The organism is Micromonospora sp. SL1-18, from assembly GCF_047921505.1.
In the GTDB taxonomy this organism is placed as follows: Bacteria; Actinomycetota; Actinomycetes; order Mycobacteriales; family Micromonosporaceae; genus Micromonospora.
This window is the reverse complement of sequence record NZ_JBLROA010000022.1, coordinates 1-17,688: the sequence shown is the minus strand read 5'-3', so window position 1 is coordinate 17,688 and position 17,688 is coordinate 1. Positions and strand designations below refer to the sequence as shown.

Genomic DNA, 17,688 nt, shown 5'->3' with positions numbered 1-17,688 from the left:
CCGGCACGGCTCCGGGTACGGCCTCCGGGCCGGGGCCGCGCCAGCGGGTGTGATTTCGGTCGCGTCCGGTCGCCGGCGGGCCTCCGGGCCGGTGCGCGGATGCTCCGGCGGAGCGGGCCGACGGCGGGTGATCTTCCGGGCCGAGCGCTCCCGGAGCGCTGTCGCTGCAGGTGGTACGGCCGGCAATCGGGAGGCGTGGCGCCCGCGCGGTGGGAAAGGCGTGCCGGCCGGGCCGCCCGGCTGGGTAGCCTCGCGGGCATGAGGATCGGCATTGTGGGAGCCACCGGCCAGGTCGGTGGCGTGATGCGGCAGGTGCTGGCGGAGCGCGAGTTCCCGGCGGAGCAGGTGCGGTTGTTCGCCTCGGCGCGGTCGGCCGGGCGCACCCTGCCCTGGCGGGACGGCGAGGTCACCGTCGAGGACGCGGCCACCGCCGACTACCGCGGGCTGGACATCGTGCTCTTCTCGGCGGGCAAGGGCACCGCCCGGGAGTTGGCGTCCCGGGTCGCCGAGGCCGGTGCGGTGGTCATCGACAACTCGTCGGCTTTCCGGATGGATCCCCAGGTGCCGCTGGTCGTCGCCGAGGTCAACCCGCACGCCATCGCGGACCGGCCGAAGGGCATCGTGGCCAACCCGAACTGCACCACCATGGCCGCGATGCCGGTGCTGCGTCCGCTGCACCAGGAGGCCGAACTGGTCAGCCTGGTCGTCGCCACCTATCAGGCGGTGTCCGGCGCCGGCCTGGCCGGCGTGGCCGAGCTGGACGAGCAGGTCCGCAAGGTCGCCGAGCACGCCACCGGGCTCACCTTCGACGGGTCGGCCGTCGAATTCCCCGCGCCGCGCTCGTTCGCCCGGCCGATCGCCTTCAACGTGCTCCCGCTGGCGGGCTCGATCGTCGACGACGGCTCCCTCGAGACCGACGAGGAGCAGAAGCTGCGCAACGAGAGCCGCAAGATCCTGGAGATCCCCGGGCTGAAGGTCTCCGGCACCTGCGTCCGGGTGCCGGTCTTCACCGGGCACTCGCTCCAGCTCAACGCCCGCTTCGCCCGCCCGATCACCCCGGCCCGCGCCCGCGAGCTGCTCGACGGCGCGCCGGGTGTGGCGCTGGCCGACGTGCCGACCCCGCTCGAGGCAGCCGGCCAGGACCCGACGTACGTGGGGCGGATCCGGGCCGACGAGACCGTCGAGCACGGCCTGGCCCTCTTCTGCGCCAACGACAACCTGCGCAAGGGTGCCGCGCTCAACGCCGTCCAGCTCGCCGAGTTGGTCGCCGCCGAGAGCCGCTGACCCCCTCCGGCGACTTCCGGCGAGCCATGGTCGCCGAGCGCCGGCTCGTGCCGCGGCTGCACGTCGAGCGCGTCCACGGCGCGCCCCCGCGTCGCTGACCACCGCTGAACCCGGCCCGGGTTACCCCGGGCGGGCCGGCGGGTAGACGGCGGTGCGTGCCGACACCGGTAGACGGCGGTGCGTGCCGACACCGAGAGGGGAGCACCATGACAACGGTCGGAGAGTTCATGACGACCCGGTTGGTGACGATGGACGGCAACGACACCCTCACCGCCGCCGCTCAGGAGATGCGGGACAAAGCCATCGGCGATGTGGTGGTGACCGACGGCGACAACGTGGTCGGCATCGTGACGGACCGGGACATCACGGTCCGCGGCGTGGCCGAGAACCTGGACCCCAACACGACGTTGCTCAACCAGATCACCAGCAAGGACGTGGTGACGGTGAGCCAGTACGACGACGCGGTGGCCGCCGCCGACCTGATGCGGACGTACGCGGTGCGCCGGCTGCCGGTGATCGACGACGGCCGCCTGATCGGGCTGATCTCGATGGGTGACCTTGCCGTCGAGCGGGAACCCCAGTCGGTGCTCGCCGACATCAGCGCCGACGATCCCAACAACTGACCCGTCCGCCGCGGTGACGCCGGCCTCCCGTCCGGGGGCCGGCGCTCGCGTGGTCCCGGCCCGTCCCGCGCCAGTCGTCCGGGTACGCCGCCGGACGGCGACTAACCCGATCCGGGCGAGGTTGACGCCGTACCCGGCGGGGACCCCTCCTCCGACGTCGAACGCCGCGGATCGCGGGAGGAGTGGACCGCATGGTGGACGCGACCACGAGGTTCTTCGAGGAGTTGGACCGGCGGGGGTTCGAACCCCTGTTGGTGAAGAGCCGTGGAACCCTGCGCTTCGATCTGCGCGAAGGGGCGCAGACGACACACTGGCTGCTGCAGATCGACCGGGGCAACCTCCAGGTCCGGCAGGAGGACCGTGAGGCCGACACGATCGTGGGCAGCGCGCCGCGGCTCTTCGATGAGCTGGTCGCGGGCCGGGAGAACGCCATCGCGGCCCTGCTCCGCGGCGACATGACCGTTGCGGGTGACCTGCGGTTGCTGCTCCAGGTCGAACGGCTGTTGCCCGGCCCGGCGGACTCGCAGGGCCCGCGGCGCACGTTCCGGAGGGAGATGCACTGATGGCGGGCAGCAACACGATCCGGATCCTCGACGGAAACACGTTCGTGGTCTCCGAGAACACCGGCGACATCGAGGCGACGCCGAGCGAGCCGACCGGTCTCTTCTCCATCGACACCCGGTTCCTGTCCAAGTGGGTGCTGACCGTCAACGGGGAACGGCTCAACTCGCTGTCGTACGACGATCTGCAGTACTTCGAGGCCCGGTTCTTCCTGGTACCGGGGCTGGCCACGCACTACGTCGACGCGAAGCTGTCGATCATCCGGGAGCGGGCGGTGTGCGGCAGCTTCCGGGAGACGCTGACCATCCTCAACCACGACGAGAAGGCCGTCGATCTGGAAGTACGAATGGACGCCGGCTCGGACTTCGCCGACCTGTTCCAGGTGAAGGACGAGATCGTGAACAAGAAGGGCGAGATCTACTCCGAGGCCGAGGAGGACCGGCTCCGGCTGGGCTACCGGCGGGGCAACTTCCGGCGGGAGACGATCATCTCCGCCTCCGTACCGGCCAGGTACGACCGCGACGGGTTCTCCTGGACGATCCACCTGGAACCCAACGAGCAGTGGGACACCGAAATCGGCGTGCGGACCACCGCGATCGGCCCGGGCGGCCGGGACCTGCGCATCGGGATACCGATCGGCACCGAGCGGCTCATCCGCCAGGACCTGGAGGAGTGGATTGCGCGGGCGCCGAAGGTCAACAGCGAGCACGGCGAGTTGGCGTCGACGTACCGGCGCAGCCTGATCGACCTGGCGGCGCTGCGCTTCTCGCCGATCTCCCTCGGCGGCCAGACGCTCCCGGCGGCCGGCCTGCCCTGGTTCATGACCATGTTCGGCCGGGACAGCATCCTCACCTGTCTGCAGGCGCTGCCGTTCGCGCCGGCGCTGTCCAAGACCACGCTGCGGATCCTCGGCGCATTGCAGGGCACCCGGTTCGACGACTTCCGGGACGAGGACCCGGGCCGGATCCTGCACGAGATGCGGTACGGCGAGACGGCCGCCTTCGAGGAACAGCCGCACTCGCCGTACTACGGCTCGGTGGACGCGACGCCGCTGTTCGTGGTGCTCCTCGACGAGTACGAGAAGTGGAGCGGCGACGCCGCGCTGGTCAAGGAGCTGGAACAGGAGTGCCGGGCGGCGTTGAAGTGGGTCGACGACTACGCGGACCTGGTCGGTAACGGCTACATCTGGTACGAACGGCGCAACACTGACACAGGCCTGGAGAACCAGTGCTGGAAGGACTCCTGGGACTCCATCTCGTACTCCGACGGCAAGCTGCCGCCGTTCCCGCGGGCCACGTGTGAGGTGCAGGGGTACGCGTACGACGCGAAGATGCGGGCCGCCCGGCTGGCCCGGGAGTTCTGGAACGACCCGGACTACGCCGACCAACTGGAACGCGAGGCGGCCACGCTCAAGGAGCGGTTCAACCGCGACTGGTGGGTGGCGGACGGCGAGTTCTACGCCCTCGGGCTGGACCCCGACGGCCGGCAGTGCGACGTGCTCAGCTCCAACATCGGGCACCTGCTGTGGAGCGGCATCGTCGACGAGGAACGGGCGGCGAAGATCGCCGAGCACCTCGTCGGCCCGCGGCTCTTCTCCGGCTGGGGGGTACGCACCCTGGCCGAGGGGGAGGTGCGCTACAACCCGATCGGCTACCACAACGGCACCATCTGGCCGTTCGACAACTCCTTCATCGCCTGGGGTCTGCGCCGGTACGGGTTCGCCGAGGAGGCCGCCACCATCGCCAACGGCATCCTGGACGCGGCGCGGTACTTCGACGGCCGGCTCCCGGAGGCGTTCGGCGGCTACCACCGGGAGCTGACCAAGTTCCCCGTGGAGTATCCGACGGCGTGTAGCCCGCAGGCCTGGTCGACGGGGACGCCGCTGCTGCTGATCCGGACCATGCTGGGGCTGGAGCCGCACGAGGGGCACCTGTCCGTCGAACCGCGGCTGCCGGTCGGCATGGGGCGGATCGAGGTGCTGGACATCCCGGGCCGGTGGGGCAAGGTGGACGCCTTCGCCCGGGGCCGGCTCGACCTGCAAAGCCTGGCCGCCTGACGAAAAGTCGGGTCAGGCGGCCGGCAGGACGGTGTCCAGGAACGCGGCGGTGACGGCTCGGATGTCCGGACGGGCCAGGTCGAGGGCGTGCCCGCCGTGGGTGATCCAGCTGTGCACCGGGTGAGCGGCGGCGAGCAATTTTCCGCTCAGCTCCACCGACTGCCCGGCCGGCACCGCCGCGTCCGCGCGCCCGTGCACCAACAGCACCGGTACGCCCGATCCGAGGTGGGACGCGACTGTGGCGTCGACGGTGCCCGGATCACCCGCGGCGGGCGGGTGGCCGAGCAGGTCCGTCCACGGGTCGTCGTGGGCGCGCATCCGCCGGTACTGCGGGTCCAGCGGGTCGAGCGGCGCCCAGTACGCCAGCCCCGCCGTGACATCGCCCGGCCGGTCCACCCCGCGCAGGGCGAGGTGCAGGGCCAGCATCCCGCCGGCCGAGTCGCCCCCGACCAGCAGCGGCAGCCCGTCCGCCGCGGCTCGGGCCGCCCGCGCGGCCGCACGTACATCGTCGAGCTGGGCCGGCCAGCGCGCCTCGGCCACGAACCGGTAGGTCGCCGCGACCACCCGCAGCCCCAGCGGTGCCAGCGCGGCACCGTCCTCGTGGTATCGGGCCCGCCAGCCGCCGCCGTGGATCCAGAGCAGGACAGCGCGTTCGGTCATCCGGTCATGATCGCCGGACATCTGGCTGGCCCGCGACCCCGGTCTGCTCAGGGCAGAGCGGAATTTCTGCACCCGCCCGTGATCGCCGGGACGGCGTCTCGCGTGGGAGTCAGCAGGCGGAGCCCGGCCGGCCCTGCGCCGGGAACGCCTGCCGCGGCCGGGCCGGGATGACATCCCGCGCCGGGCGGTAGTAGTCGTCCCGGGAGAGGAACTCCACCGGCAGGGACCCCGGCAGGGTCACCGCACCCCGGGCCGGGCCGGGCGTGCCACCGACCCGGATCAGCAGCGTGTCCCGCTCCGGCGGGGAGAGGTCCACCAGTTCGGGACGGACCAGCCGGAACGCGGCCACCGCGCGGCGTACCTGCCGGGCCAGCGCGATGATCAGCGCGTCCGCGCCGGCGAGGGCGAGCGTCGGCTGCCGGATGGTCCGCAGGGCGTCGCAGACCACCCGCAGTTCGAGGTCGCCGTCCGGGCCGTCGGCCAGCTCCAGCCGGGACGGCCACTGCCAGCGGATCTGCCCGCTGACCAGGCGGGACAGCCGGACCGGGCGCCGGTGCCGGGCGTGTGTCCGGCCGTCCCGCCCGGGGACCAGGGACAGTTCGGCGTCGGGGCAGGCGTAGGCGAGCCGCCGGTCGGTCACGGTGACCTCCGCCGGGGCGGAAAGCTCCCAGGCGCGGACGCTCTCCGTGGGGCCGAGTAGCTGACCGGCCACGCCGAGCCGGTGCTGGGCGAGCACCCGCTCGCCCGGTTCGGGGACCAGCGCGTACCGGCGGTCGAGCACTGGACGGGTGGCGTCGTCCGCGTCGAAGCGGTGCGGCCCGATGAAGAAGGGTGCGGCGTCCTCCTGCACGGTCACGACCTCCCCGGAAACGGCTGGCGATGATCCGAGCGTGGCCGACGCGACGCCGGCTGTCATGACACCCGTTAGGGGGTCGGCCGGTCGGTGGATGCCTGTGACCGGTAGATGCCGATCTCTTCCGGCCGGACGAGTCCGTCCTCGATCGCCCGGGCGAGCAGCGCCGCCTTGGTGGCGGCCGGTCGGCCCGCCCGGGTGTACTTGATCCGCGCCCGGTCCACATACTGCTTGACCGTGTGTTCGCTGATCCGCATCCGGCGGGCCACCGACGCCTTCGACATCGACTGGAACCACAGCAGCAGGGCTTCGCGTTCCTTGTCGGACAGGGCCGGCCGGTCCGGCCGAGGGTCGCCGACGATCGCCCCGGCCAGCGCCGGCGGCACGTACGGGCGGTCGCTCGCCGCGGCGAGCACGGTGGCCACGCAGTGCTCGCGCCCCTCGTGCTTGGCGAGGAACGCCACCGCTCCCGCGTCCAGCGCGGCGAGCATGGTGGTCGGGTCGGTGTGCTCGGAGTAGACCACCACCCGCCGTCCGGCGGCGCTCAGCTCGGCCAGCTTGTCGATCATCATCCGCCCGTGCAGTCGCAGATCGAGGAGGACCACCTCGGCCTCCGGGGCGGCCCGCAGCACCACGTCCGGATCGTCCCCGGTGGCGAGTACGCGCAGCCGCGGCTGGTCGGCCAGCCAGGCACGTACCCCGTCGATCACCACCGGATGGTCGTCCACGATCGCCACACCGATCGGCGGTCCGTCCGTCACGTCCTGCGCCACCGGGTCTGCGTCCATCTGATCTCCCCGTCCCGCTCGTGCTCGAGTTCCACCGGCCCGTCCCCACCGCCGTCCGCGCCCGGTGGGCCGGCCGTGTCCGGCCCGTCGTGGTCGGGGGTGACCAGGCTGACCACCACCTCGTCCGGGCCGGCGACCACGGTCAGCCGGGCCCACCTCCGGGCGTCGGCGAGCGCGGCGGTGAGCGGTTCCGTCAGCCCCCGCCGGATCTCGACGGGCAGCTCCGGTGGGACGCCGACGGCGACCAGCTCGATCGGCAGGCCGTCGCGTTCCGCCAGATCGGCGGCGGCCCGCAGCTCGTGCAGCAGCGGATCGGGCACGTCGTCCGACTCGGCGATCAGCCGGCGCAGCCGTGCCGCGGCCAGTACGCAGCGGCGGCGCACCTCCGGGTCGGCCGGGTCGGCGTCGCCGGCGGCGAGGGCGGCCAGCATCTCCTCGGCGGTGCCGCTGACCAGGGCGAGCCGCGCCTGCCGCTCCGCCCGGGCCTGCTCCGCCGCCACCCGTTCCGCCTCCACCGCCAGCGTCGCCGCCGCCGTGCCGGCCCGGTCCCAGGCCAGGGCGGCGAGCGCGGTGCCGCCGACGAAGACGGCGACGGGCAGCGAGGACGTGCCGTAGACGTACATCGTGTAGCGGGCGAGGTCGGCCGAGTCGGTCGCACCGTAGGCGAGCACCACGGCGAGGGCGATCATCGCGTGTGCACCCAGCAGCGCCAGCAGCCACCAGACCGGCCGTCGCCAGAGCACCAGCAGGAAGAACCAGACCAGGCCGCCCCATGCCCAGTTCGCCGCGGCGAACAACTGCCCGCCGCCGACCGCCGCGAAGACCGCCGCGTCGACCACCAGCAGCACCGCCGCCAGGCGCCGGGCGGGCGGCAGGCCACCGCGCAGCAGGCGTACGCCGGCGGCCACCCCGACCACCGCGGTCACCAGCCAGGCCGCGGCGACCACCGCCGAAGCGGCGGGCGACATCCCGGCGTCGACCAGCGCCGGCAGGTCGATCGCCAGGTGCCAGACCAGCGCGATGGTGACCACCCCGATCCGGGCGGCCCGGTCGGAGGCGCTCGCCACCGCGCTCGCCGCCCGGCCGGGCAGGCGGTTGACGTCGTCGAGCGCCGCGCCCAGGTCAGTCGACACCGGTCCACTCCAACCGAATCCGAGTGCCGGCGCCAGGGGCGGAAGTCACCTCTGCCCGGCCGCCCGCCGTGGCCATCCGTCCGATGATCGACTCGCGCAGCCCATACCGGTGGGCGGGGACGCTCGCCGGGTCGAAGCCGGGGCCGTCGTCGGCCACCTCGACCACGACGGTGCTCGCGTCCCTGGCCAGGCGCAGCGTGGCGGCGGCGCCCGGCGCGTGCCGGACCACGTTGGCCAGCGCGGCGGCGGCGCTGTCGGTCAGCGCCCCGGCGACCTCCGCCGGCACCACGCACGGCGCGAGCGTCGCGGCCACCGGCAGCTCGGGCAGCCGGGCCAGGGCCGCCCGCAGTCGGTCGTCCAGCGCCACCGGACCGATCGCCGGCGCCGACCTGGCGTCGGCCAGGGTGGCGAGGGTACGCAGGTCCGCCGCGCACCGCTCACGCAGCGTCGCCGAAGGGCCGGAGACCGCGCCGAGCCCGACCATGGTCAGCGTGCCGAGGACGGTGTCGTGCAGATCCCGGTTCTGCCGCCGCTCGGCCTCCCGGGCGGCACGCGCCACCACTGCCTTTCGGGCCAACCGCTGGTAGCCGGCGAAGCCGGCGTCGGCGCGGCCGATCCGGCGCCGCATCACCCCGGTCAGCACCGCCGTGATGCCGGTCTGCACCAGCAGTGTCATCGCGTGCGCCCGCGCCTCGACCGGGTTGCCGGCGGCGGTCGCGCCGGCCGCGTAGCCGACGGTGACCAGCAACCCGGCCGGGACCGACCAGCGGGCCGGGGCGGTGGCCTGCGCGTTGATCACGGTGGTGCTGGCGAGCACCGCGATCCAGCTCCCCTCACCCGGCAGCACCTCCGGCGCTACCAGCCACGGGATCGCCAGCCCGGTCGCGGTGGTGAGCGCGACGTCGCCCGCCACCATCGGGCCGGTGGCCCCGTGCCGCAGCGCGCGGACGGCGTACCAGACGGACCAGGCGGTCAGCACGGCGACTGCCGGCACCAGCAGCTCGACCCGGACCGGTGGGGTGCGGACCGTCAATGCCACCACCGCGCCGACCATGCCGCAGGTCAGCCGGAGCAGCGCCGGCAGGTTGGTGAAGACGAGGGTGAACGCGCTGCCGCCCGGCCGGTCCAGCGGGGTCGGCGGCGAGGTCGTGGCGGCGACGACCGGCATCGGGGGAGGGTCCTTCCGGCAGCGACCCGATCGGGTCCGTGCGGCCTGAGATCGACGCCGGAGAATAACATGGCAGGCCGCGGCCGGTCACCCTCGGTATGCGGTGGGTCGCTGTGTCGATCCATGTCCTGGTGGCTCAGGCCGATGCGACAGCAAGCAGGTGCGCGCTGGCTCCGAGCACCGCCGGGTCCTGCTCAAACGTTGCCGCGCAGGCCACCGCGTCGTGGAAGAGCCGGTCGTCCGGGCCGGTGTCCAGCGCGTCCAGCAACGGCCAGAGGGGACCCTCCACCCCGTACAGTCGGGGCGCGGGGAGCCCGGCAGCCGTGAACTCCGCCACCACCTGCTCGGGCCGGTGGAAGTACGCGGTGGTGAAGCCGGTCTCCGGGTCGTTGACCCCGGTGGCGTACGCCCCGAGCAGGAGCGGTCGACTGTGCTCGTCCAACAGGCCCTGCGCCGTCAGGTCCATCAGAGCGGCGTTGCGGCTGATCACCGCCGCGACCACCGGGCCACCGGGCCGGGTCAGCCGGGCCGCCTCGCGTAGAGCGGCCACCCGGTCCGCCCGCTCGGGCAGGTGGTAGAGCGGGCCGAGCAGCAGCGTCGCGTCGGCGGAGTCGTCGCGCAGCGGCAGGTCGCGGGCGTCGCCGACGGTCGCCGCCACCTCCGGGTACGCCGCCCGGGCGGCGGCCACGTGCGCGGGTACCAGGTCGACCAGGTGCACCCGGTAGCCGGCCCCGGCGAGCCACCCCGCGTACGCGCCGGGGCCGCCGCCCACGTCGAGCACCGCCGCGGGAGGCGCGGGCAGCACGCGGGTGAGCAGATCCCGGGTACGCCTCGCCTCCAGGCGCCCCTGCGGCTTGCGGTGCAGCCGGTCCGCCTCGGCGAAGACCTCGGTGTAGTAGCGCCGGATGTCCGGCTCGGCCGGTCGATGCTGTGGCATTCGTCGATGGTCGACGACGATGTCGGGGAGGTCATCCGGGTTTCCGAATTGGGCGTCTCCCTACTCTGCGAACATGGCATACGACGCCGGTCAGTTGACCGGCAGCAGCTTGGTGCCGCCACCCTTGATCGAGCGGGTCAGCTTCTTGCCGCTCGACCAGTGGAAGCAGCGGATCCCCCGGTCGCCCCGGGCCCATGCCTCCTCCGACGGCAGCCGGTACGAGGTGCCGGTGCGGTAGCGGAGCATGCCGTCGACCGGGACCGTCGCGTACCGGGCGACGAGGGTCCGACACTTCGCGTGGATGGCATCCTCGTCCCGGTCGGCATCCGCGTACCGGCCGTCCGGTGCTTTCCACGAGCCGACGTACTCGAACTCGTGGGCCTTGGTGCAGGCAATCTGCTGGAAGTTGCCCCACCCATCCTCGTTCAGGCAGCCGTACGCCAGCGGTGACGACCCCTTCAGCGCGTCCCGCAGGCTGCCGGTGCGCTCGATCGACTTGTCGTAGGGGTGGATCCGGTAGGTGCCGCCGTCCGCCGTGTCGTCCAGCTCGAACACGTCACACCGGAACCAGCGCGCGCCACCCGTCCAGCCGTTGGGCGACGGCGGCACGGCCTGGACCGTCAGGCGGGCGCCCCCGCCAGTCACCGCCGACGAACGCCGTCGCCCTGGCGTCACACTCATCGAACGCGGCACCGGCCGGCGGCGGGGTGGGCCGGTCGGCGAGCGAACCGGTGAACGTGCCCAGATGGATGGTCTCCACCATGTGCGCCCGCCCGCAGTCGACCGGCTGGTAGCTGGTCAGGTAGCTGCTCTTGTCGACGCTCAGGTGGCAGTCGCCCGCCTTCGGGGCGAACTGCTCGGCCCGGCCGAGCGGGGGCCAGTCGTTGGTCAGGTCACCGTCAAGTCCGGCCGGCGTCCCACACCCGCTCGTCGCCACCACGATCACGGCGGCCACCGCCGCCAGCCCGTACCACCGTCGCATGTCACCTCCCGGTGCGGGGCGCAGCATACGGCACGTACGCCGACAACGTGGCCTGCCGCGGTTCGCCCGATCATGGTGCCCGCACCATGCCGTGCGTCCATCCCGCTAATGTGGGCCGGGTCACAAACTCCGCTGGAGCTGTCGAATCGGTCGCACCCCGGCCGTCGGCACGGTGAGAGCCGGCGCGGGGCCGGCCACCGAGGAGGGCAGCAATCATGCGACTCACGATCACCACGTTCCTGACCCTGGACGGCGTCATGCAGGCCCCCGGTGGGCCCGACGAGGACCGCAGCGGTGGGTTCGACCTCGGCGGGTGGCTGCCGCCGCACTTCGACGAGACCGTCGGCGGGTACATGGGCGAGATCCTCGACCGGGCCGACGCCCTCCTGCTCGGCCGCCGCACCTACGACATCATGGCCGCCTACTGGCCCCACGTCACCGACCCCGCCGAGGGTGGGCCCGACAACCCGCTCAACCGGCTGCCCAAGTACGTCGCCACCAACCGGACGGACGAGCTGACCTGGTCAGGGACGCAGCGCCTCGACGGCGACCTGGTCACCGCGATCACCGAGCTGAAGAATCGCCCCGGCCGCGAGCTCCAGGTGCACGGCAGCGGCGCGCTCGCCCGCTCGCTGATGCGCGAGGGCCTGATCGACACGTACCACCTGTTGCTCTTCCCCGTGGTCCTGGGGCGCGGACAGCGGCTCTTCGCCGACGGGGTGCCGCCGGCCGGCCTGCGGCTGACCGACACCCGCACCTCGGCCAGCGGGGTGACGATGCTGACCTACGACAGCGCCGGCGCACCCACCTTCGGCGCAGTGCAGGGCTGACAACGCGCGGACCGGCGGCTGGGGTCACGGGTTCGGCTGAGCGTGGCTCAGCTGCTGGCGTGCATCTTCCAAGCCCTTTTCGTTTCCCTCATTGCTCGTGAGGCCGGTCAGATCACCGATGGCCAGGCGGCGGGCGAAGTAGTCGGCCTGCACCGCCCAGCGGAACCGCAACATGGTCAGCAACCCGTGCTCCACCTCGGCCCGCCTGACGGTTCCGCTTGTCAGATATGCCTCGATCAGGCAGCCTGCCCGCTGTGGGCCGCCGACGTACATCACCGCCGAGGCAAGGTCGTAGAGCAGCGGACCGGTGATCGCCACGCTCCAGTCGATCAGGCCGCAGATCCCAGTCCGACGATCCAGCCGGAAGGCCTCCGGGGCAGGATCGGTGTGCAACAGGCCCCAGGAGAGAGCCGACGAACCAAGAGCGTCGTACGCCGCCACAGCGGCGGCAACCGCGGGCCGGACCCAGGGACGGACCGCCAGATGCGCAGCCTGGACATCGACCCAATGAAATCGATCAGCGGGATCGACCGACACATCCCGGAGCACCTCGTGCACCCGGCCGAGAGTCTGACCGATCAACCGCTGCCCATCAGGGGTGTCGCCGGACAGTTCGTCCCCGTCAACCCGGCGCAGTAGCGCGAGCGGAGTTCCCTCGATGTCCGTGGCGATCTTCCCCTGCCTGGTCGCTATCGGGGCGCCCGCCGGGATTCCCGCTGCCTCGATGTGGCCGGCGACGGTGAGGCCGCCCAGGAAGGATCGTCGCGAAGCCGGCACGACCGCCTTGGCGACCCAACTTTCGTCCCCGGCGGCGATGAACCAGGTCGCCGAGTTCATGCCACCGTTGTGCGTCTCCACCGTCGCGTCAGCAACGCCCCACGCGTCTGCCAGACACGATCGCAGCTTCTCCTCAGCGATCACCCGCTGAAGTCAAGCAGCGGTGGCCGCAACTGGCGACCGACTTCTGGTGCCTTGCGCCGCCCGCCAGGCTCACGTGCCCGCAGGCCGAAGCGAGTTCGACCCGCTGCCCTTCGACGCGGCTGCGGCGCGCTTGGCCCGTGATATGTTGGCAATGTTGGAGCAGCGCATACATGCCCACGGGAGTTTCGATGGCCGTGACTCAGATTGATCTTGATGATGACGCGCTCGCGGAGGCGATGCGGCTGTCCGGCGCGAAGAGCAAGAAGGAAACGGTGAACCTCGCATTGCGCGAGTACGCGGCTCGGCATCGCCGCATCGCGGCGCTTGATCACTACGCGGCGGTCGCGCAAGGCTGGGATTACGAGGGCTGGCAGGAAATGCGCGCGGCGAGCAAAGCGCAGGCTGCGTGATTCGATACCTGGCCGACTCGTCGGCCCTCTGGCGTCTGCTGCGTGAGCCGGCCGTGCGGGCAGCCTGGGCAGACGTGATCTCCGACCACGCGATCGGGTCCTGCCAGCCGCAGCGCACCGAGTTTCGGCGCTCGGCTCGCAGCCTTGATGAGTACGAGCAGATGAACGAGATGTTCGTTGATCTGTATCCCGATGTCGCGGTCCCGAAGACGGCGTGGCAATGGGTAGAGTTGGCTCAATACCGGCTACTGCGGGCCGGGGCGCATCGAGCGCTGTCCTGCGTGGATCTCCTGGTCTGCGCATGTGCGGCCATCCGTGGGCTCGTGGTCCTGCATGACGACAACGATTTTGTTACCGCCGCACGACACCTGCCGGATCTCGCCGAGCGACGGGTGCAGACACTCCCCGGCTAGAGGCCGCTGAGGTAAATGCGCCGGGTGCGGACAGCAGGCGAATCGATGCGGGCATTGCCGGCTGATCTCAGCGCGGCGACGTCTGTGTCAGCTGGCGGGGAGTATCGCACTGGCGCCCGGGGCGGGACGAGGCCCGCGCGGGGGGGCTGAAGACTCCGGCGCGGAGGGCTGCGGCGGCCGCGGCCGCCGTACGCCGGGCGAACTCCTCGTCGATGGGCTCGTCGATGACGAGCAGCCGCAGGAAGAAGGGCGCGCCCAGGACTTCGATCGCGGCCCGGGCGTCGGTGTCTTGGGGTAGCTCGCCGCGGGCGACTGCGTGGTCGATGACGGCCGTGGCGAGTCCGAACCGTTCGGCGAAGAAGCCGCGGACGATCTGCGCGGCGCGTGGGTTGCGGGGCGCGGCCGCGGCCAGGGCCGTGACCAGCTCGCCGGGTTCGCCGGTCATGCCGCGCCGGATCAGCAACGCCAGTTCTTCGAGGTCGGTGTCGAGGTTGCCGGTGTCCGGGATCGGGACGACCTCACTGGCGTACTCGCTGAGCAGATCGCCGAGGACGCCTTCCAGGTCGGTCCACCGGCGGTAGATCGACGTCTTGTTGACGCCGGCCGCCTGGGCGATCCGGTCGACGGTCAGCTCGGCGTACCCGTCGACGAGGAGGCCCCGGGCGGCCGTGAGAACCGCCGCCCGGACGCGGGCGCTGCGCCCGCCCGGTCGCTGCCCGACGGACATCGGACACCTCCTCTATCGCACCGGCTGTTGCGTTACGCACCCCATCATGTCAGGCTGATAAAAGCAACGACAGTGGCGATTGGGAGGGCTCTCATGAAGACCAGCGTCTGTGTCGTCGGCGGCGGGCCCGCGGGTCTCGTCCTCGGGCTGCTGCTCGCCCGGCAGGGGGTGGAGGTCACGGTGCTGGAGAAGCACGCGGACTTCCTCCGGGACTTCCGTGGCGACACGGTTCACCCCTCCACACTGGACATGCTCGACGAGATCGGGCTCGGCGAACGGATGGCGGCACTGCCCGGGCGCAAGGCCCGTGGGCTGTACGCCACCTTCGACGATGGCACCTACCCGATCGCGGACTTCACGCGCCTGCCGGCGCCGCACAACTACGTGTACTTCGTACCCCAATGGGATTTCCTGGAAATGCTCGCGACCGAGGCGGCGAAGTTCCCGGCCTTCACGCTGCTCCGCTCCACCACCGTGACCGGCCTGCTCCGCGATGCGTCCGGCGCCGTCGCGGGCGTGCGGGCCGTGGGCCCGGAGGGTGAGCTGGAGATCCAGGCCTCGCTCACCGTCGCCTGCGACGGCCGCGATTCGGTGGTACGCCGGGAGCTCGGCCTGCGGCCGGTCGACTACGGCGCGCCCATGGACGTGCTGTGGTTCCGGATCTCGCGCCGGCCCACGGACGGCGACGGCCTGGCGATGCGGATCGGCTCCGGAGGGCTGATGCTCGCCGTCGACCGCGGCGACTACTACCAGTGCGCGTACCTCATCGCCAAGGGTGGCTACGACGAGATCCGCGCGGCCGGCCTGGAAGCGCTGCGGGAGCGGGTGGCGCGGCGACACCCGGTCCTCGCCGACCGGGTCGGCGAGCTCGCCACCTGGGACGACGTCAAGCTGCTGACGGTGAAGGTCAACCGGCTGGAGCGGTGGCACGTACCCGGCGCACTGCTCATCGGCGACGCCGCGCACGCCATGTCCCCGATCGGCGGCGTCGGCATCAACCTGGCCGTTCAGGACGCCGCCGCGACCGCCCGGATCCTCGGCCCGAAGCTCTCCGCCGGACAGCCGGTGACCGACGCGGACCTCGCCGCGGTGCAGAAGCGCCGGCGCTTCCCGGCAGTGGTGACCCAGAACGTCCAGCGCGCCGCGCAGCGGCGCATCGTCGACCCGCTGCTGCACGCCACCGGCCGGATCGAGGCCCCGGCACCGATCCGCCTGCTGAAGCGGTTCCCAACGCTGCAGGCCCTCCCCGCCCGGCTGGCCGGCATCGGCGTACGCCCCGAGCACGTGCGGTGAGGTGGCTGTAGGACCGCGCTCGGGCGGGTTATGTCAGCGGGCCCTGTCAGGATGCGCTCATGGAACCGGCGAAGATCGTTCAGGAGTTGTGGGATCGCATGCAGGCCCGTGACTGGGCAGGGCTCGGCGAGTTGCTGGCTGATGACCTGGTGGTGGAGTGGCCGGTCAGCGCCGAGCGGATCGTGGGTCGCGAGAACTACGTGAGGATCAACGCGGAGTATCCGGAGGGGTGGGCGATCAAAGTGCTCCGGATCGTGGCAGACGGCGAGGTGGTGGTGTCCGAGGTGGAAGTCCCTCACGACACGATGGGGGTACACCGGGTGGCGTCGTTCTGGAAGGTGCGGGACGGAAAGATCGTTGACGGTCGGGAGTACTGGACGTGTCTGGGCTCGGACCCGTCGCCAGAGTGGCGGGCTGCCTATGTGCAGCGGGTGTGACCGACTCAGCCCATCTCGGCGACGACGTTGCCCTCTTGGTCCCGGATCCGGGACTGGACGATTTCAACGGCCAGCTCCGGTGCGCTCGCCAGGTGGTGGCTCCCCGTCACCGGGCGCAGCACCTCGGTCAGCTCGTCGAGCAGGGCCGGCGGAACCTCGACCTCCAACATGCCACCGCCGACCTCGCGGACGCTGACCTCAACGCCAGGGCGGAACCCGATGCCGCCGTCGTGCGCCTCGACCAGGAGGTCACGGCCGAACGGCAGCCGAGCATGCAGGACTCGCCCGATGCGGGCCGCCGCGCTGGCCCCGAACGTCAGCGTGGTGGTCTGCTTCGTCCGCACCCAGCCACTTCGATCCGTACGCCAGCCCGCCTCCTGTACGAAGAGGGAGCCGGTGGCGGAGCCCTCCCGCCGGGTACCGTCCTCGACCGCTGCGGTCACGGCGGGGTCGTCGGTCAGGCTGGTGCGGTCCAGATCGGTGACGAGCAGCGGAAGCGTCGGCGCCAGCGCGGCCAGCAGTCCCTCGGCGTTCCAGCGTTCGATCGCCGCGTACTCGTCGAGGGCCAGCCCGACCACCTGGAGGAATCGCAGGCGCCCGTGCGGGGTGTCGATGGCACCGAGTTCCGGGTCCTCGGCGAACACCGCCGCCCGGATGGCCGTCTCCGGCGACGCGTCGGAGATCGGGCCGTTCAGGTCGATGTGGTGCCCCGAAGCGAACGGGTTGCCGGAGGCGAACACGTACCGGGCGAGGTTCTGGAGGAAGTTCAGCGCCCAGATCGGTGGGTCGTTCTCGGTGGCCGAGCGGGCGACGCGAAAGGTGAACTCGAAGCCCCAGCCCGACTCCTCGGCGTCATCGGACTCCTTCGCGTACAGCTCGGACATGCCGTAGCTGACCAGGTGCCAGTGGTCGGCGCGCCGGTACGCGCTGATGCCGTCCAGCGGGTCGGGCCCGCCCAGGCGCCACTTCAGCAGCGTGCCATAGTGCTTCGGCTCGATGCCTGGATAGAGCGGGGCGAGGGCGGCGTCGATCGCGTCCCAGCCGGGTGCGGCATCGTCGTTGTCGACCATGACGGGCGACTGTACGGGAACCTCCCCGACCGGAAGGACGGGTGGACGCGCGTTTGCCCGCAGCTACTGCCCGGGCTTCTCGGCGACGTAAGTGCCCCGCTGCGGGACCGTCATCACCAGCCCGCGCTCCCGCAGTAGGCGCACCGCCTGCCGGACTGTGCCCCGAGCTACGCCGTACTCCTGCTGTAGCTGGGACTCGCTCGGGATCGGGCGAAGTGGCGCCAATTCGCCGTCCGCGATGCGCTTCGCCACGAGATCGGCGACCTGGACGTACAGCGGTGTCGGCGACAGCGGATCGACCATGACACCACCCTCTTTGACGTTCTGGACGGCCTAGACTTGCGGTACGTACTAGACGTCTATAGACGTACAGGTCTACGGTTGATGACGAGGCCGGAACAAAGGGAGGTACGGATGTTGTGGAAGTGGCGTAGGTGGGCGCGGAACCGGTGGATCGGGCGGAGGCGACCTGCCGACCTGACGGGGCCGGCAACCCTCTATCGGAACCGTTCGGGAGCGCTCAGCCCAGAGGCGGTCACTCA

General features: G+C 71.8%; 21 protein-coding genes and 1 pseudogene. 10 read left to right on the top strand and 12 right to left on the bottom strand.

Features of this window, described 5'->3' with window-relative positions:
- Positions 1 to 258 precede the first annotated feature (258 nt).
- From ACNAW0_RS13340 to ACNAW0_RS13320, 5 genes and pseudogenes are all read left to right on the top strand, one after another.
- Positions 259 to 1,284, top strand: a complete 1,026-nt coding sequence (locus tag ACNAW0_RS13340; protein WP_416288138.1) for an aspartate-semialdehyde dehydrogenase — start codon at positions 259 to 261, stop codon at positions 1,282 to 1,284.
- A gap of 11 nt (positions 1,285 to 1,295) precedes the next feature.
- Positions 1,296 to 1,382, top strand: a pseudogene (locus tag ACNAW0_RS13335) (PPOX class F420-dependent oxidoreductase); the annotation flags it as partial.
- 108 nt (positions 1,383 to 1,490) lie between these two features.
- Complete coding sequence (locus tag ACNAW0_RS13330) at positions 1,491 to 1,907, top strand: CBS domain-containing protein (protein WP_416288137.1); 417 nt, start codon at positions 1,491 to 1,493, stop codon at positions 1,905 to 1,907.
- A gap of 191 nt (positions 1,908 to 2,098) precedes the next feature.
- Positions 2,099 to 2,470 (top strand): SCP2 sterol-binding domain-containing protein, encoded by a 372-nt coding sequence (locus tag ACNAW0_RS13325; RefSeq protein ID WP_416288136.1) that lies wholly within the window; start codon positions 2,099 to 2,101, stop codon positions 2,468 to 2,470.
- Complete coding sequence (locus ACNAW0_RS13320) at positions 2,470 to 4,524, top strand: glycogen debranching N-terminal domain-containing protein (protein ID WP_416288135.1); 2,055 nt, start codon at positions 2,470 to 2,472, stop codon at positions 4,522 to 4,524. Before ACNAW0_RS13325 ends, ACNAW0_RS13320 begins: the two co-directional genes overlap by 1 nt.
- Before the next feature lie 12 nt (positions 4,525 to 4,536).
- On the opposite strand, the gene ACNAW0_RS13315 is transcribed toward ACNAW0_RS13320, so the two are convergent.
- The 8 genes from ACNAW0_RS13315 to ACNAW0_RS13280 all read right to left on the bottom strand — a co-directional run bounded on the left by ACNAW0_RS13315 (position 4,537) and on the right by ACNAW0_RS13280 (position 11,045).
- Positions 4,537 to 5,184, bottom strand: a complete 648-nt coding sequence (locus tag ACNAW0_RS13315; RefSeq protein WP_416288134.1) for an alpha/beta hydrolase — start codon at positions 5,182 to 5,184, stop codon at positions 4,537 to 4,539.
- Between the two features lie 109 nt (positions 5,185 to 5,293).
- The gene (locus ACNAW0_RS13310; RefSeq protein ID WP_416288198.1) at positions 5,294 to 6,034 is read right to left on the bottom strand and encodes a hypothetical protein; all 741 of its coding nucleotides are present in this window, start codon (positions 6,032 to 6,034) and stop codon (positions 5,294 to 5,296) included.
- A gap of 74 nt (positions 6,035 to 6,108) precedes the next feature.
- The gene (locus tag ACNAW0_RS13305; RefSeq protein WP_416288133.1) at positions 6,109 to 6,825 is read right to left on the bottom strand and encodes a response regulator; all 717 of its coding nucleotides are present in this window, start codon (positions 6,823 to 6,825) and stop codon (positions 6,109 to 6,111) included.
- Positions 6,795 to 7,958 carry a hypothetical protein gene (locus ACNAW0_RS13300; RefSeq protein ID WP_416288132.1) on the bottom strand — a complete coding sequence of 388 codons (1,164 nt, stop codon included), beginning with the start codon at positions 7,956 to 7,958 and terminating at the stop codon, positions 6,795 to 6,797. The genes ACNAW0_RS13305 and ACNAW0_RS13300 overlap by 31 nt, the downstream gene beginning before the upstream one ends.
- Positions 7,948 to 9,126, bottom strand: a complete 1,179-nt coding sequence (locus ACNAW0_RS13295) for a sensor histidine kinase (RefSeq protein ID WP_416288131.1) — start codon at positions 9,124 to 9,126, stop codon at positions 7,948 to 7,950. Before ACNAW0_RS13295 ends, ACNAW0_RS13300 begins: the two co-directional genes overlap by 11 nt.
- Before the next feature lie 136 nt (positions 9,127 to 9,262).
- Complete coding sequence (locus ACNAW0_RS13290) at positions 9,263 to 10,063, bottom strand: class I SAM-dependent methyltransferase (protein WP_416288130.1); 801 nt, start codon at positions 10,061 to 10,063, stop codon at positions 9,263 to 9,265.
- A 90-nt stretch (positions 10,064 to 10,153) separates the two neighbouring features.
- The gene (locus tag ACNAW0_RS13285) at positions 10,154 to 10,672 is read right to left on the bottom strand and encodes a septum formation family protein (RefSeq protein WP_416288129.1); all 519 of its coding nucleotides are present in this window, start codon (positions 10,670 to 10,672) and stop codon (positions 10,154 to 10,156) included.
- Complete coding sequence (locus ACNAW0_RS13280) at positions 10,620 to 11,045, bottom strand: septum formation family protein (RefSeq protein WP_416288128.1); 426 nt, start codon at positions 11,043 to 11,045, stop codon at positions 10,620 to 10,622. Before ACNAW0_RS13280 ends, ACNAW0_RS13285 begins: the two co-directional genes overlap by 53 nt.
- Before the next feature lie 215 nt (positions 11,046 to 11,260).
- Between ACNAW0_RS13280 and ACNAW0_RS13275 the strand changes: the two genes are divergently transcribed.
- Complete coding sequence (locus ACNAW0_RS13275) at positions 11,261 to 11,875, top strand: dihydrofolate reductase family protein (RefSeq protein ID WP_416288127.1); 615 nt, start codon at positions 11,261 to 11,263, stop codon at positions 11,873 to 11,875.
- Between the two features lie 24 nt (positions 11,876 to 11,899).
- On the opposite strand, the gene ACNAW0_RS13270 is transcribed toward ACNAW0_RS13275, so the two are convergent.
- Complete coding sequence (locus ACNAW0_RS13270) at positions 11,900 to 12,796, bottom strand: phosphotransferase enzyme family protein (protein WP_416288126.1); 897 nt, start codon at positions 12,794 to 12,796, stop codon at positions 11,900 to 11,902.
- 188 nt (positions 12,797 to 12,984) lie between these two features.
- On the opposite strand from ACNAW0_RS13270, the gene ACNAW0_RS13265 reads away from it, so the two are divergent.
- On the top strand, positions 12,985 to 13,206 hold the full coding sequence (locus tag ACNAW0_RS13265; RefSeq protein WP_416288125.1) for a type II toxin-antitoxin system VapB family antitoxin: 222 nt from the start codon (positions 12,985 to 12,987) through the stop codon (positions 13,204 to 13,206).
- Positions 13,203 to 13,619 (top strand): hypothetical protein, encoded by a 417-nt coding sequence (locus tag ACNAW0_RS13260; RefSeq protein ID WP_416288124.1) that lies wholly within the window; start codon positions 13,203 to 13,205, stop codon positions 13,617 to 13,619. The genes ACNAW0_RS13265 and ACNAW0_RS13260 overlap by 4 nt, the downstream gene beginning before the upstream one ends.
- Before the next feature lie 67 nt (positions 13,620 to 13,686).
- Here ACNAW0_RS13260 and ACNAW0_RS13255 read toward each other — a convergent pair whose 3' ends face one another.
- On the bottom strand, positions 13,687 to 14,346 hold the full coding sequence (locus tag ACNAW0_RS13255) for a TetR/AcrR family transcriptional regulator (RefSeq protein WP_416288123.1): 660 nt from the start codon (positions 14,344 to 14,346) through the stop codon (positions 13,687 to 13,689).
- Between the two features lie 93 nt (positions 14,347 to 14,439).
- Between ACNAW0_RS13255 and ACNAW0_RS13250 the strand changes: the two genes are divergently transcribed.
- Together ACNAW0_RS13250 and ACNAW0_RS13245 are read left to right on the top strand one after the other, a co-directional pair.
- Positions 14,440 to 15,639 (top strand): FAD-dependent oxidoreductase, encoded by a 1,200-nt coding sequence (locus tag ACNAW0_RS13250; RefSeq protein ID WP_416288122.1) that lies wholly within the window; start codon positions 14,440 to 14,442, stop codon positions 15,637 to 15,639.
- A 59-nt stretch (positions 15,640 to 15,698) separates the two neighbouring features.
- The gene (locus ACNAW0_RS13245; protein WP_416288121.1) at positions 15,699 to 16,076 is read left to right on the top strand and encodes a nuclear transport factor 2 family protein; all 378 of its coding nucleotides are present in this window, start codon (positions 15,699 to 15,701) and stop codon (positions 16,074 to 16,076) included.
- Positions 16,077 to 16,081: 5 nt separating this feature from the next.
- Here the strand turns inward: ACNAW0_RS13245 and ACNAW0_RS13240 are convergent, their stop codons facing one another.
- Both ACNAW0_RS13240 and ACNAW0_RS13235 read right to left on the bottom strand, forming a co-directional pair.
- Positions 16,082 to 17,146: a suppressor of fused domain protein gene (locus ACNAW0_RS13240; RefSeq protein ID WP_416288120.1), complete on the bottom strand. Its 1,065-nt coding sequence runs from the start codon at positions 17,144 to 17,146 to the stop codon at positions 16,082 to 16,084.
- A 63-nt stretch (positions 17,147 to 17,209) separates the two neighbouring features.
- Complete coding sequence (locus ACNAW0_RS13235; RefSeq protein ID WP_416288119.1) at positions 17,210 to 17,449, bottom strand: GntR family transcriptional regulator; 240 nt, start codon at positions 17,447 to 17,449, stop codon at positions 17,210 to 17,212.
- Positions 17,450 to 17,688 lie beyond the last annotated feature (239 nt).

Coding starts and splice junctions, on each gene's coding strand:
- ACNAW0_RS13340 (WP_416288138.1), top strand. CDS start 259: ATGAGGATCGGCATTGTGGGAGCCACCGGCCAGGTCGGTGGCGTGATG.
- ACNAW0_RS13330 (WP_416288137.1), top strand. CDS start 1,491: ATGACAACGGTCGGAGAGTTCATGACGACCCGGTTGGTGACGATGGAC.
- ACNAW0_RS13325 (WP_416288136.1), top strand. CDS start 2,099: ATGGTGGACGCGACCACGAGGTTCTTCGAGGAGTTGGACCGGCGGGGG.
- ACNAW0_RS13320 (WP_416288135.1), top strand. CDS start 2,470: ATGGCGGGCAGCAACACGATCCGGATCCTCGACGGAAACACGTTCGTG.
- ACNAW0_RS13315 (WP_416288134.1), bottom strand. CDS start 5,184: ATGACCGAACGCGCTGTCCTGCTCTGGATCCACGGCGGCGGCTGGCGG.
- ACNAW0_RS13305 (WP_416288133.1), bottom strand. CDS start 6,825: ATGGACGCAGACCCGGTGGCGCAGGACGTGACGGACGGACCGCCGATC.
- ACNAW0_RS13295 (WP_416288131.1), bottom strand. CDS start 9,126: ATGCCGGTCGTCGCCGCCACGACCTCGCCGCCGACCCCGCTGGACCGG.
- ACNAW0_RS13290 (WP_416288130.1), bottom strand. CDS start 10,063: ATGCCACAGCATCGACCGGCCGAGCCGGACATCCGGCGCTACTACACC.
- ACNAW0_RS13280 (WP_416288128.1), bottom strand. CDS start 11,045: ATGCGACGGTGGTACGGGCTGGCGGCGGTGGCCGCCGTGATCGTGGTG.
- ACNAW0_RS13275 (WP_416288127.1), top strand. CDS start 11,261: ATGCGACTCACGATCACCACGTTCCTGACCCTGGACGGCGTCATGCAG.
- ACNAW0_RS13265 (WP_416288125.1), top strand. CDS start 12,985: ATGGCCGTGACTCAGATTGATCTTGATGATGACGCGCTCGCGGAGGCG.
- ACNAW0_RS13255 (WP_416288123.1), bottom strand. CDS start 14,346: ATGTCCGTCGGGCAGCGACCGGGCGGGCGCAGCGCCCGCGTCCGGGCG.
- ACNAW0_RS13250 (WP_416288122.1), top strand. CDS start 14,440: ATGAAGACCAGCGTCTGTGTCGTCGGCGGCGGGCCCGCGGGTCTCGTC.
- ACNAW0_RS13245 (WP_416288121.1), top strand. CDS start 15,699: ATGGAACCGGCGAAGATCGTTCAGGAGTTGTGGGATCGCATGCAGGCC.
- ACNAW0_RS13240 (WP_416288120.1), bottom strand. CDS start 17,146: ATGGTCGACAACGACGATGCCGCACCCGGCTGGGACGCGATCGACGCC.
- ACNAW0_RS13235 (WP_416288119.1), bottom strand. CDS start 17,449: ATGGTCGATCCGCTGTCGCCGACACCGCTGTACGTCCAGGTCGCCGAT.